At 60.1% G+C, this 13,652-nt stretch carries 10 protein-coding genes; 3 read left to right on the top strand and 7 right to left on the bottom strand.

Going from position 1 to position 13,652, the window contains the following annotated elements; all coding sequences use genetic code 11:
* Positions 1 to 33 precede the first annotated feature (33 nt).
* The 3 genes from AC07OT_RS00050 to AC07OT_RS00040 are packed head-to-tail and all read right to left on the bottom strand — an operon-like array spanning position 34 to position 7,209.
* Positions 34 to 1,056, bottom strand: a complete 1,023-nt coding sequence (locus tag AC07OT_RS00050) for a hypothetical protein (RefSeq protein ID WP_495102953.1) — start codon at positions 1,054 to 1,056, stop codon at positions 34 to 36.
* Positions 1,053 to 2,075: a hypothetical protein gene (locus AC07OT_RS00045; protein WP_495107042.1), complete on the bottom strand. Its 1,023-nt coding sequence runs from the start codon at positions 2,073 to 2,075 to the stop codon at positions 1,053 to 1,055. The genes AC07OT_RS00050 and AC07OT_RS00045 overlap by 4 nt, the downstream gene beginning before the upstream one ends.
* The gene (locus AC07OT_RS00040; protein WP_495107041.1) at positions 2,068 to 7,209 is read right to left on the bottom strand and encodes an AAA domain-containing protein; all 5,142 of its coding nucleotides are present in this window, start codon (positions 7,207 to 7,209) and stop codon (positions 2,068 to 2,070) included. Before AC07OT_RS00040 ends, AC07OT_RS00045 begins: the two co-directional genes overlap by 8 nt.
* Before the next feature lie 248 nt (positions 7,210 to 7,457).
* On the opposite strand from AC07OT_RS00040, the gene AC07OT_RS00035 reads away from it, so the two are divergent.
* Both AC07OT_RS00035 and AC07OT_RS00030 read left to right on the top strand, forming a co-directional pair.
* The gene (locus tag AC07OT_RS00035; RefSeq protein WP_495107040.1) at positions 7,458 to 7,775 is read left to right on the top strand and encodes a hypothetical protein; all 318 of its coding nucleotides are present in this window, start codon (positions 7,458 to 7,460) and stop codon (positions 7,773 to 7,775) included.
* Between the two features lie 301 nt (positions 7,776 to 8,076).
* Entirely contained in the window at positions 8,077 to 8,679 is a 603-nt protein-coding gene (locus tag AC07OT_RS00030; protein ID WP_071488379.1) for a cysteine hydrolase family protein, read from the top strand.
* Between the two features lie 564 nt (positions 8,680 to 9,243).
* Here the strand turns inward: AC07OT_RS00030 and AC07OT_RS00025 are convergent.
* From AC07OT_RS00025 to AC07OT_RS00010, 4 genes are read right to left on the bottom strand one after another with little or no spacing between them, the layout of a single operon-like run.
* A complete protein-coding gene (locus tag AC07OT_RS00025; RefSeq protein ID WP_495107039.1) occupies positions 9,244 to 10,323 on the bottom strand; it encodes a polyamine ABC transporter substrate-binding protein in 1,080 nt (359 codons plus the stop codon).
* Between the two features lie 60 nt (positions 10,324 to 10,383).
* Positions 10,384 to 10,725 (bottom strand): cupin domain-containing protein, encoded by a 342-nt coding sequence (locus AC07OT_RS00020; protein WP_495107038.1) that lies wholly within the window; start codon positions 10,723 to 10,725, stop codon positions 10,384 to 10,386.
* Between the two features lie 27 nt (positions 10,726 to 10,752).
* Entirely contained in the window at positions 10,753 to 12,159 is a 1,407-nt protein-coding gene (locus tag AC07OT_RS00015; RefSeq protein WP_495107037.1) for an NAD(P)/FAD-dependent oxidoreductase, read from the bottom strand.
* A 48-nt stretch (positions 12,160 to 12,207) separates the two neighbouring features.
* Positions 12,208 to 13,017 carry a helix-turn-helix transcriptional regulator gene (locus AC07OT_RS00010; protein WP_065941430.1) on the bottom strand — a complete coding sequence of 270 codons (810 nt, stop codon included), beginning with the start codon at positions 13,015 to 13,017 and terminating at the stop codon, positions 12,208 to 12,210.
* Between the two features lie 257 nt (positions 13,018 to 13,274).
* Here AC07OT_RS00010 and AC07OT_RS00005 point away from each other — a divergent pair, with 257 nt between their 5' ends.
* On the top strand, positions 13,275 to 13,547 hold the full coding sequence (locus AC07OT_RS00005; protein WP_027605770.1) for a DUF1652 domain-containing protein: 273 nt from the start codon (positions 13,275 to 13,277) through the stop codon (positions 13,545 to 13,547).
* Positions 13,548 to 13,652: the final 105 nt, after the last annotated feature.

Below are 13,652 nucleotides of genomic sequence, written 5' to 3'. Positions count from 1 at the left end.
GTATCCCCGCAAGCTTGCGCCTTAACGCCTCAATCAGGCCCGGCAAATGATTGGGCGCAGCCAAGCATCGCGGTTTCTGGTGCGCAACCACAGGTGGACTTGCGCGTGATCGGCGTGTTGTGGCTCAGCATCGACGGCAATCAGGCAGTTCCCGGCATCAATCGATTTACCCATCAAAATATCGCGTTTGATCAGGACTGTGTCACCATCCCCCGGTAGTTCGTAGCAACCGTCGAGGGTCGACACGAACCACTGGCGCTGGAACCGGGTGATGCCCAGAGGCTCACCGGGTACTTGCGCAATGGTGCGGGTCACGTCACCCGCAACGCTGACGACCGAACCGCCCGCCGCAATGGCCCACAATTCCCCTCTCGGACCTTCGACACCGGCAATCATATTGATGAACGCGCCGGCCTCAGTCGGCCATGGTCCATCAACTCGCTGCCAGGTCCCGCCCACCGGCCGACGCAGGATCAGGCCCGCATACCCCAGCGCGTATATTGCGTCTTGCGTCTGGACAATGTTGTTGACACCACCCAGCGTTCCGACAACGTGATCGTCGTGTTCAAGGCGAGCAACATCGCCCGATGTCCAACGATACAACCGGCGGCTGAACGTACCGATCAACAAGCCATCGCTCGCCCAACACAGGCATTCAGCAAGCTCGACGTTCTTGCCATCCGTGGCCACATAACCCAGTGTGCGGGAGTACCATTCATCGCGCGCGTTGAGCTGTGGATGGGGCGTAACCTGCCGCCAGCCAGCCACCTGTCCAAGGTCGGTGTTGGTGATCAGCTCATCTTCGCTGGTGATCGCCCAGACTTGGCCATCGCTATCACTGACGATGGCCTGGATGGCATCTGGCACCCAAACCTGTGGTTGCAGGCGTAAATGCTCACCGTCCAGTTCCCCCCTGATAATCCAGGACGATGTATGACCGCTTTCGTCCGACACGTGCACGGCAAACCAGGGCACCCCGGCGGCCATTGTCAGGTCGGCAAGCTGGTAGCGCCGGGTGCCATGGGCGGGTGTTGATGGGTTTATGTTGTCGCTCATGTCACAGGCACCGGTTGTTGGGTCACTGTAGAAGGTACGTCGTAGAACAAAGGCAACTCCCTGTCCATGGGCCAGCCGGCCGCCGTGTAGAACTCACGCGCCTCAATCAGGAGCACCATGGCGACTGCGCGGCCGACACTTTTGCGTTCATTCCACGTCATGAACCCTGCCTGCGCCAAGGCAAAACCTTTGACGTTGAAACGTTTGAATTCATCCGAGTTGGCAAGGCCACTGTTCCTGACGGCCACATCCACACCCAGATCCGCGGTGGTATAGACATGGGTCATCCACTCAAGCACATGCTCCAGGTACTCGCCAGTCGTTGGGTTTTTCGCGGGCAGTATCGGATCGCCGCGCAGCCGTTTGCGCGTGTGTTTCTGGGCGTCCGTCACAAATTTATGCTGCGATCCTCTGTTCTGTGAATCCTGCATAAACGTCGCGTAGCTCTGGTCAAGGCTGAAAGACTGCCCCCTGTGCAGTGACCCTCGCAGTGCCTTGTCGGGGATCAAGTGATCGGCATCGTAGCCACGGTAGATATTCAACACCTGGGCGTTGGCCGCGGACTTGACCTGGGAAATGATTTTGTAGCCGCCCGCCAAGGTGGGCATGCGTAGCAGCTCACGCATCGCTTGCTTGGTGCTGGCATCGAGCGCGTCGGTGCGCCAGTCGAGCCCATTGATTTTATTGGCCAACGCGACCGTGGCTTCGATTTCCGCACGCAGCACGTCTGCCTGTAGCGGGTAGGCCGCTTCAATCACGCTGGGCCGCAGGTCCGATACGCTGTACGCCGGGTTGGACAGGATTCTGGAAATCACCTCGCGCGCTTCACGCTCACTCAGTGTGTGCCCATCAGTACGCGGGTAGGTAATGCCCGCGACGTCGAATGAGTCAACGAACGTGTGCTGTTGTGCTTGGTGCGCAGCGACGAACGCTGCCTGGGCAACTGCGTCCGAAGGGTCGCGCAATGCGGCCTCATAGGCGTTTCGCATCAGTGTCATGGCGGCAAAACTGCTATTCATCGGCAGTGCCCTCCGCGCGCGTGTTCGACGTATTGCCACGTACCAGATCATCGATGTGCTTGCCGAATGTCGAGGGCCTACCGTGTCCACGCGCGTGCATCCACGCCAATAAATGATCGACTGTCGGCTCAAGCAGCGAGCGGGTGCGTATGCCGTGGTCTTGCACTATCACTTGCAAGCGAGGGCTTTGCTCATCGAGCACTGCCTCCATCTCTGCCGACGCCCAATTGCGCGTGTGCTGGTGCAGGCCATCGGGGTCCAGCGCAAACCAACCTGGGTAGCTGCCCGGCTTGCCTGTTATCACCTCGACACCAATTTCAACCTGCCGGACAGCCGGTTTACCCGGCCACGTCAGGGGGTAAATCCGGCGTACAGTCTGAAACTGTCCATCTCGCAGGGAAGAGGCCAACATCAGTTTGGACATCAGGTCGTAAAGTTGCCGCTGCCTCGGGGTAAGCGCGGCCATCCTGGGGCTGTCGGCCTCCAGGCTGATGTCCAGAGGCACCAGTGCTCCGTGGGCACCGCTGCGGCCGCCGTCCGAAACCGGGTGGGCTTGCGCGCCAGGCGCGGGATCATCGTCGTGCTGCTCGGCCTCAGCGGGTGAAGGCGAACCGGCAGGCGCGCCCCACGTATTCAGCTCGACGGCGGGCTGCAGCGAAAACAGCGCGACCTCAGCGCCCTGCGCATCGACCGTTGGTGCATGGGGGCCCGCAACCGGCTGCGCGCCGCACTGATCATCAAACTGTGCCGCCCAGGTGTGCACGAACGCAAGGTAGTCCGCCTCCCCTGCATCCGGCAATTGGGACAGGTGAGTCAGCGCATCGTCGAAGGCCGTCAACAACGCATTGGCGCTGATTGTGTTCAGCCAAGGGTTGTTCAGCACCTTATCTGCCTGGCGCCGTCCGGACTCGGTCAGGAACAGGCGCCCCTGCGCATCCAATGCAGCCCAACCATTGTCGTTCGGTGCTGACTCGGGCTCGTCCTGCCCCTCGCGCATCTCATACAGTTTTTGCAACGTGCTCATGGTGCTCGACGGCATCCAGCCAAATCGCCTGAACGCCTCTTGCAGGACCAGGTTAGTGCCCAGGCTTTGAGCAGGTGCCAGCAGCAAGTCCTCATGCTCGAGCAGGCAAGGTCTCGGTGAAACCACCGCGTCGCTCAGTTGATCGATCAAGGTGTGAACGCTCTCTGTGCGGTCACTGCCCCACGCGCGCCAGGCTTCGCTGCCACGCCGCACCATCAAGCGAGCCGGTACGAGGGTATCGTTCACTTTCAGGTTTATCGCGATACCCAAGCGTTTACCGGGTAACCCCAGGGAGTCACCATGGCCCGCCAGTACCCTGAGCAAGGGCCCCTTGGTCCGTCCGCCCCCGACAATACCGTGACGCATGTAGACCGAGCCGATGAGGTTGTCCAGCACCCGCTGGGCAATGGCTCCATATGCCAAGCCCATATTCAAGGCTCGGCAAGCGCTGCCAGCTCGCTCGTCGGCGGTAGCGCCCTCGACCTGTACACACCGACCCTCCTCAAATGATCGGGCCATTTCGGGGGTGGTCAATGCATGAAACCTTACCCGACGCACCCTCTGGATATGCATGAACCACGGTGCTTCCTTGAGTACCTGTATCATGTGCCAGGCGATCGCTTCGCCTTGGGCATCATCGTCCGTCCCCAACACCAGCTCAGTGCATTGCAGTAAACGGCTGCCGGTATTGCGTAGGGACGCCGCCAGGTCACTGCCCTCGCGCTCGCTCAATTGCCAGTGCGGTTTGAGCCCATCACGCCAACTGATCGCACCGGGACCTGGGAGGTCACGAATATGACCGCCACAGCCGAACACCTGAGTACCGCCAGGTACCAGTTCTTGAATGATTTTCGCCTTGTGCAAGGATTCGACAACCATCAGCGTGGCGGGACCGAGCTTGCACGCTGGCACCCGCGGGGCGCAGGTGAGCCGCTCGTGCTCTGGCTCACGCACACCGGCCAAGCATCGTCCTACCACAGCCGAAGGCAAATCGTTGTTCGGGTCCATCGCCTGCTGGGAAAAAAACAGATCGGAATGGCCAAACATAATGAAGCTTTTCTGCGCACGACTGATCGCTACGTTGAGCAGGCGCCCATCGTCACGATCGATAAATACCCGCTCACGATGATTGGTATCAGTTCGACGGCTGGCGCGGCTGTCCCGATTCACGGCACTGAACAACACCACAGGTTTCTCCGCCCCTTGAAGGGTATGAACCGTGCCGATGGTCAAACGCTCGCTCAGGTCAGCGTCATCAGGGTCGAGTTCTTCGCGCACCCGACGCTTTATCGCTTCGACCTGGCCTCGAAATGGCGTGACGACCGCGACAAGCTTTTCCAACCCTATCGGCTGCTCCGGGTGGCCTTCGACCCTGGCGGCCCACTTCGCCAGGCGCGGTCCGTGCTCTTTAAGCCAGTCCACGATGGCCTTGGCTTCTCCAGGGTTGGACCATGAGTCGCCTTTGCAGGGCTCATCGTTCGGGCCACCGGTCTGATAGAACCCGAGCGGCGGTAGCGGGAACGTTGCCTTCATGCGTTTGCGCAACTGCATTTCAGCTTCGCCCTCGAGCAAGGGCAACTCGGCATCCGCGAACAGCCCTGCCAGCGGGTTGGGCACTTTGGGTTCCAACTCTTTGCTGAGCAACCCGCCCTCGGCATCACGGTCGTGATCGTGGTACAGCAAATCGATACACACATTGATGATCGACTCTGCACAACGATAGTGTTCCCGCAGGAGCAGACCGTCCCGTAGCCGTCCGTCCGGCATGGCCTCGGCAAACGATGCCCCGGTTGCGGCAAGCTTCATGATTGAACCCGTGGCGGAGTCTGCGCCACGCACCAGCAAGGCGTCCAAAGACGACGGATCGGCCCAACGGTCCTGCACCTGGCGCGCATCGACCTCGGGTGTTACCGAAGACACGGGAGAGAGCTGCTTCATATCGCCGACCACCACGGCTTTTTTAGCCAGGCTAAACACCGGCACACCCAGCTCCGGCGCAGCTTGCCCCGCCTCATCGACAATCAGCAAATCCAGGAACGCGAACAGCGGCCTACGGCCCTCGCCCAGTAGCCGTGGGGCGCTATGCAAGGTGGCGACGATGCACGGAAACAGCATGGCTGCGTGCCTGAGTGCGTTCTTTCGGCTGCCAGGCTCGGGGGTTGCGATCACACTGGCCAGCCAACGCGTCTCCCAGTAACGCGCGGCCAACTGAAAAATAATCGGCCGCCACACCACGTCCAGCAATTTCTGCTGCTGCGCCTGGCGCGCCTCGGGGGTTGCGGCCACACGCAAATCCGCGAGGATGTCGATGGCCCAGGAAGATGCCCATGCCTCACTGGGAAAGCGCGCAGCCAGTTCACCGGGCTCGATCAACGCGTCGATGTCAGCCTGGCGCTCGATTGCCGAGGCCAACCCGCTGCGCAATACCTGGGTCAGTGTGTTCAAGTGCTCGCAGAGGGTCGACGCCGTAGGCGTTGTCGAAGCACTCTTCTGCATGAGATAGATAAAACGCGTGGCATCACTGACCTGATGTTTCTGCTCAACGCTAAACAACGCATTGAACAACTCTGGCAGCTCGCGGAAGGCATCTTCAAAGTGCCGCGCCAAAGCAAGGGCTGCCGCAACACCGTCTTCGTACGACTGCTTGAGGCTGGAGGACCCGACGCCCAAGATGCGCAACTGCTTTTGCCGGATCTCAAGCGTGGTGAACTTGCTGCGATGGGTTTTCCCCTTGGCCTTGGACGGAGCGCTGGCGGTGAAACCCAATAGTGGCTTGCCCGTAGGGTCCAACCAACGACGTGCCAGGGCATGCTTCCTGCCTACGGCACCATTGAACGTGCCCATCACATTCTCGACACTCTGGTTGGTCGCCCCGCACACAAACGTGACGGGGCAATGTTCGCGGTTATCGTAAGCCGCCAACACCCATTGGTTGGCGATCATCGCACGCAGCATGGCCGTCTTCCCGGTGCCCGGCGGCCCACTGACCGCAACCACCCCGACCTGCTCACCCAACCGGCCGAGGGCGTGCAATGCGCGACGCTGCGATTCGTTCAAGGGGTCTGCGCCGCGATTGACGTCCGGCTTGTCGAGGTGTGTGGCCTTATCGACCATGGCCACGTGCCGGATCGTCACCTGCGGCGCTGCCATGCCGCCTGCCTGGACAGCCGAACGGTGTCGTCCGGCGCCTATGAGCTGCTCCAGTGCGCCGATGGACGGCGCATTGGGGATCGCTTCATAGATGTTGGCGAGCGCACGTGTTGCATAGCCAGGCTGTCGCGGCACCGCAACCCATTGCCCCGTGATCGGCGCCATTCCCGTCTCAACCCCATCCGCTTGAACGTGGGCGAACAAGGCAAAACAGGCGTCGACATAACCGCTCAAATTGGCGCTTTGGCTCAACGTCGCGAAAAATAGCTTGAGCTCGTCGCGATAGCAATCAAAGTGGCCAATGGCCGGCGGCAGGTCGTTGGCCGCCATCAATGGCTGCGGTTCAAGCCATTGGCGGACCACACGCGGCCGGCAATCGTTGGGGTCGCGTGGTAGGCATATTTGGTTTTTGTCGTTCAGGTCGAAAGGGAACCAGAACGCGATATTCAGCCGGTCGGGCTTGAGGCGGTTTTTTTTCGCGCCCGGCGCAGGCTTTTTATCCGGGTCGGGCCACGTGACCTGGACCTCATCGCTTGATGAGGTGGTTTGATGGAATACCAGCGCCATGGGAATACGCGGATCGTCATCCGGCTCGTCCGCCTCCTGCGCACCCTCTGCGTCGTCCTCTGAGGCCTCAAGCGCCTGCGCTTGCTGTTTTCGCCGGGCCTCTGCGGCACGCTCAGTGAGAATGCCCAGCGCCAGCGCCCGACGCTTGCCGAAACCGAGATTGAAGTTGGGCCAGGCCAGCCCCGCGAAATTTGTCACCGGGATGCGGACATCGGTGGCTTGCAGGCCACCCAAGTCATCGGCAATCAGCGCTCTGTGCCAGTAGTCCAGCACATTCGCGGGCAAACTCCCGACGGGGCCTGCCTGAGGGTCCACCTCCGTCGAGTGCAGAACCTGTTCCTTGGAAACCGCTACAGCCGCAAAATCCTTGCGCAACCGCTTGCTCAAGTCCATGAGACGCCTAAACATTTCTTACACCCTATAAATCCGAACGGCATACGAAGAATGGCTCGTAGCGGCCAACAATGATGGCCCATTGCCTTGGTCGCTGCAATTTAAGCCGGGCACGTATAGTTAACGAGTGACCTGTTCAATGCTATACAACTCGTGTTTAGGTCAAACGCACCGTCAACCACACGAGACTTTCCCCGCCCATGCACGGACGCCCCCTGCTCGTCGCCCTATTCCTCACCGGTACTGCCATGGCCGCAGAACCCTCCCGCTACACCTACGAGGAAGCCCCCACCGATGGTTTCATGTACGCCGTGCGCTATCAGCAAGCCAAACTGGCCTGTGGTTCGCTGCCCGAAGATCTCGAGGCGGACTATGCTAAAGCGATGCGGCTGACTGGGGAGGCCAGCCCCGCGTTTAAAGCTAGCTATGCACGGCGCTTGGCAACCCAGCCAAAGTGGAGCAAACCGGCGTCGCCTGAAGAACAGGCGCTTGCGTGCGAACAAAGCCAGCACACCTTGCGCGTAACGGTGCAGCTCGCCCGGCAATGGTTTCCCGGTGGCTGGTAGTCACGTGTTTTAACCCATTGATCGGCCCATTGATCGGCATCGGCATAGGTATCTACACAACGATTGGACCTGACCAATCCTGAAGCCCTGGCTCTGGCTTTTGATCTTAGGCGCCCCGTTAACCACGCTGCCCGAACGCAGGCAAGCCAGCTCCCACATGAGAGCGATGTACACCCAAGAAAACCTAGTAGCATGATGGGCCGCCTTCGCAAGCAAATCGAATCACCGCACCGCCGCTCCCACAGGTCCGGCGTAACACTCAAAGTTGTGTAGATACCTACCCACTGATCGGAGGTCCACGATGAACCCACACAGCACCGCCCTTGTCCTGATCGAGTTCCAGAACGACTTCACCACACCCGGCGGGGTGTTTCATGATGCGGTCAAAGACGTCATGCGTATTGGCGATATACTGGCGAACACTGCAACCACGGTGCAGCAGGCGCGCAAGCTGGGCGTGAAGATCATCCATTTGCCGATCCAGTTCGCAGAGGGTTACCCGGAGCTGACCACGCGCGACTATGGAATATTGAAGGGTGTGGCTGATGGCAGTGCTTTTCGCACCGGCAGTTGGGGGGCGGAGATCACCGAGGCTGTGGGCCGCGAGGCCGGCGATATCCTGGTGGAGGGCAAGCGTGGGCTGGATGGTTTTGCGACGACGGGGCTGGACCTGGTGCTGCGCAACAACGGCATCCAGAACTTGGTGGTGGCAGGTTTTCTGACCAATTGCTGCGTCGAAGGCACGGTGCGTTCAGGCTACGAGAAGGGCTACAACGTGGTCACCTTGTCCGACTGCACGGCAACCTTCACCAGCGAACAGCAGCAGGCCGCCGAGCAATTCACGCTGCCGATGTTTTCCCAGGTGCTGCAACACACACAGTTCCTGGAAACTCTCAGCCGTTAAGGGAGATTCCCGAACAGACCGTCGCAGGCACCTTGTGCCGGCGCGGTCGCTGTTGCCAGGCAAGTTGCGCTTGCACCCGGGCGACGGCTTCTCATCATCCGGACGCACGACAACCACACGGAAACCGTGGTCGTAACCTTCGATTTGCAACGCCACCATCAACCGGGCTTTCGACAATGCACCCAACAAGCAGAACAGGGTGACGCCAATTGTAAATATCGTACGCGTGTGTAGGCTCACCCTTTTCGGTACAGAACTCATCAAAGTTTGATGACTGGCCGCCATCAGATAGGTGTATGAAGGTTGAGTCCTATCCTTGTGGGCTTCTCGAAACTGCCTCACAACCAGGCGCCCGAGCCGCCAATCGTCGAAGATTGGTTCACGCCGGTTCACCACGGCGGTCAGCAAGTAAACGTCCCCTGCTTGTGACACTCTACCGATTCGCAAACGGCCTGATTTGTTCGAAGTGAGCATTCCTTGCCCCCGTTCTATTGAAAGGAGGCAAGGACACTACAGAAAAAAACAGCTAAACAGCGAACCCAAAAGGCGACGAGATATGACCTGTCAGCGGCCCATACGAATGGTGTTCCACACCCGCGTGCGAATCCGGTCGATGTTCAGCGGCATCGCTTCCAGCGCGAATAACTTGCCCATCATTTCGTCGCTGGGGTAGATCTTGGTGTCCGCCTTGATCTCAGGGTCTACCAGGCTATCCGCTGCACGGTTGCCGTTGGCGTAGTGCACGGAGTTGGTGATGTCCGCCATCACCTGGGGCTCCAGCAGGTAGTTCATGAACGCGTAGCCGGCCTTTTCATCGGGGGCATCGGCGGGCATGGCGACCATGTCGAACCAGATTGCGGCGCCTTCCTTGGGAATCTCATAGCCGATCTTCACCCCATTCTTGGCCTCCTTGGCGCGACTTTCGGCTTGCAGTACGTCGCCGGAGAAACCGACCGCCACGCAGATGTCGCCATTGGCCAGGTCGCCGGTGTATTTCGAGGAGTGGAAGTACGCCACATAGGGGCGCACTTTCATCAGCAGTGCCTCTGCCTTTTTGTAGTCCTCGGGTTTTTTACTGTGGGGCGGCAGCCCCAGGTAGTTGAGGGCGATGGGCAGCAATTCCGGGCCGTTATCGAGGATCGCCACCCCGCACTTGCTGAGCTTCTCCATGTACTCGGGCTTGAAGATCAGGTCCCAGGAGTCGACCGGTGCGTTATCCCCCAGCACCGCCTTGACCTTGTCGATGTTGTAACCGATGCCGGTACTGCCCCACAGGTACGGGAAGCCATGGGCATTACCCGGGTCGTTGTTTTCCAGGGCCTTGAGCAGCACGGGGTTGAGGTTTTTCCAGTTGGGCAACTGGCTCTTGTCGAGCTTCTTCAGGGCGCCGCCCTGGATCTGCCGTGCCATGAAGTGGTTGGACGGAAACACCACGTCGTAGCCGGAGTTACCCGTCATCAGCTTGCCGTCGAGGGTTTCGTTGCTGTCATACACGTCGTAGCTGAAACCGATGCCGGTTTGTTTCTGGAAATTCTTCGTGGTGTCCGGCGCGATATAGCTGGACCAGTTATAGATCTTCACCGTCTCAGCGGCTTGGCTGATAGAGGCCACCAACATCATGGGCAACAGGGCAATGGCTTTCATGGTTCGATTTCCTGGCGATTTTAGGGCTGTTTTTATGGCAGGCGATCAAGGATCAAAGCGTTACAAAATCAGTACGTAGGTTTTGCGCACGGTTTCCTGGATGTCCCAGATACCGGTGCTGTTGGCCGGCAACATCAGTGCGTCACCGGCTTGTATGTGAACGATTTCACCGTTGTCAGGGGTGAAAGTGCAGCGCCCCTGGATAAAGTGACAGAACTCCTGGGCCTTGATCTGCCGACGCCAGCGGCCCGGGGTGCATTCCCAGATACCGGTCTCGACGCCGTCGCTGCGTTCAACGCTCAAGGTCGAGGCCACGGCGATCGGCTCGCCCAGGGGCACCGCCACTGGTGATGAGTCCGGCAGGTGGGCATGCAGGGTGTCTTTGAACTGAGTGATGCTCATGGCGTTTTCTCGTGTAGGTGAAACGGCTCAATGCATGAAACCTTCCATGAATCCGGCTATGCCGATCGCCAGCTTGCGGCGCCAAGGTGCTGTGTTGGGGTTGGCCAGCACCTGGTCTTCATGGACAAAACTGCGAATGATCGCGTTGTAGCCAAGCCAGCGGCATGGCTCCGGCTCCCAGGCCTTGAGCGCGTGCAGGCCACGCTCGCGGATCACCCAGGGTTGGTGGATCAGCGGTGTGTCGCGACCAAGGATCAGGTCGGCCAAGGTGCGGCCGCCCAGGTTGGTGGCACCGACGCCCTCCCCGCCGTAACCACCGGCCAGGGCGATGCCGGTCTTGTGATCGCAGAGCATGTGCGGGCGGAAACGGCGCGACATGCCAAGGTTGCCGCCCCAGGAATGGGTAATTCGCACCTTTTTCAGCTGTGGGAAGAGTTCGCCGAACAGGTAGCGGCGCAGTGCCACTTCGCTGTCAGTCAAATCAAAGTTGTGGCGCAATTTGCCGGCGAACTGGTAACCGCCGCGGGCGCCGAACACCAGGCGGTTATCCACCGTACGCTGACCATAGGTGACCTGGCGGCTACTTTCGCCAAAGGCCTGGCCATGGCTCAGGCCGATTTCATCCCAGGTACCGGCGGGCAGCGGTTCGGTGGCAACGATCAGGCTTTGCACCGGCAACTGGTATCGGCCCAGGGGCGGCAAGGTATTCGCGTAACCTTCGACAGCCGGCACCACCCAGGCAGCGCGCACACGGGCCTTGGCGGTGCGCACAGTACCGGACTGCCAGTGGGTGACCGGACTGTTTTCATAAATCGTCACGCCCATGCTCTCCACCACCCGCGCAAGACCGCGCACCAGCTTGGCCGGGTTGATCGTGGCGACATGGGAGGTATGGATACCGCCATAGGGCTTGGCGATGCGGATCTGTTCAGCCAACTGTCGAGGGCTCAGCCAGCGGTAGTCGGCTTCGGTCAGGCCTTGGGCGTAGAGTTTGTCCAGATAAGCGCGCAGGCTGCCTTCCTGTTCGGGATAGCGCGCGGCGCAGTACAGAGCGCCGCCCTTGCGGAAGTCACAGTCGATACCTTCACGGGTCAGGACCTGGGCCACTTCATCGGGAATGCCATGCAACAGGTCGAATGAGGCGCGGCGCTGTTCAGGCGCAAGGCCGGCCAGCAGGCGGTCTTCGCCCAGCAGATTGCCCATCAGCCAGCCGCCATTACGGCCCGAGGCGCCGAAGCCGGCGGTTTGCGCCTCGATAATCGCGATCTTCAGCTCAGGCGCCTGGCGTTTCAGGTAGTAGGCGGTCCACAGTCCCGTGTAACCGGCGCCGATAATGGCCACATCGACGTCCAGGTCATGCTCAAGGGCCGGCCGCGCCGACAGCGGGTCGTCCAGTTGGTCCATCCATAAACTGATAGTGCGCCATGCCGGCATGCCAAGTTCCCCAACCACGTTTCGATGGGGGGATCCTAGAACTGCGGGTTATTCGCTGTCTTGCGCGCGTGCACGCAGGGAAATTTGTTTGACGTAGGCCTTGGGCGACTGGCCAGTGTGCTGGCGGAAGGCGCTGTAGAACGCCGACAACGAATTGAAACCGGCGGCGAAGGCCAGGTCGTCGACCTTGATCGGTGGCTGCGCTGTATCCAGTGCGGCCAGCAGGTGCTGGAGCCGAGCCTGGTTGACGTAGCGGTAGAAACTTTGCCCCAGCACCTGGTTGAGCAGATAGGAAATCTGATTGCGGCTGTAGCCACATTCCTTGGCGACGCGCTGCAGATCCAGTTCCGGGTCCAGATAAGGTTGCCTGCGCTCGAAGTACTGCTGCAAGTCATTGGCCATATGCCCCAATTGCTGGGGTGACAGGCCCAGGCGGCTGACGCTGGGGCGCTGGGCCTGGGAGGGTTGTTCATGCACCAATGACGCGTACTCATTGACGCGCCAGATCAACCCGTCGCGGACGGTGATGGCTTCGCTGGTACGGAATGACACCAGCCCCTGACCGCCGCGCAAGGTAATGCGGTACTGGATGAATGCCGTGTCGCCATCGGCGCGGATGCGGTCGGTATGTTCAATGGCCTCGTCGGCTTCCCGGGGCATGCTGGCTTGCAGGTACTCACGCAGTTCGGCGTAACCGACCACACGGTTCTGGAAAAAGTCGTGGTACTGGATGTCCGGGTGGTAGTAGGACATCACGCCGTCAAGATCGCGATGACGCCAGCACAGGTGGTGGCGCAGCACCAGCTCACGCGTGGCGTGGGTGTTATGGCAATCATCGTCTGGCGCGATGTCGGGCATGGAAGGCTCTGAGGCGGGTAAACCTCGGAGATTGCCGAATTTTGCCACTGCCGACAATGGCCAATTGGAACTTCGCATTAGTGGCATTGTGCCTAATCGTTAGTAAGAGATGACCCACATCAAGTGAATGGCTGAGAACCGCCGAACGGGGCAGAAAAAGTCACCTTGTACTTGCGAACGAATGCTATTTTTAGCTTCTACGACGCCACGACCAGTGACGGTCCTGGCCCCCTGCCGCGAGCTAAAGGAAGCGCTCAATGAACAAGGTGGGCAACATGAACAAAGTGACATTCCCCAACGCCTGCCAGCTGATGCGCTGGCATTTTCATCCGATGGGCTTCGAGGGCAGCATGGATGCGCCCGGCAGTATGGTCGCCCGCCTGTTCGACCGGGCCAGCGGCGAGACGCTGATTGCCATCGCCGGCATCCCCTGCGCCACTGTGATGAATGCTGCCGACGTGGAGCGGATTATCGAGGCGGTGGAGGATGAGTTGGAGTCGTTTGTGCCGCCGTTGTCGCTGAGGGCCTGATCCCGCAGCCAACAGAAAGATGGTCAACTGTGGGAGGGGGCTTGCTCCCGATAGCAGAGTGCCAGTCACAACCCTGTCTCTTCTCCTCTTCCCCCCCCCCACCCG

The organism is Pseudomonas sp. GW821-FHT09C10 (assembly GCF_059418085.1).
This window is presented reverse-complemented; position numbering and strand designations above follow the sequence as displayed.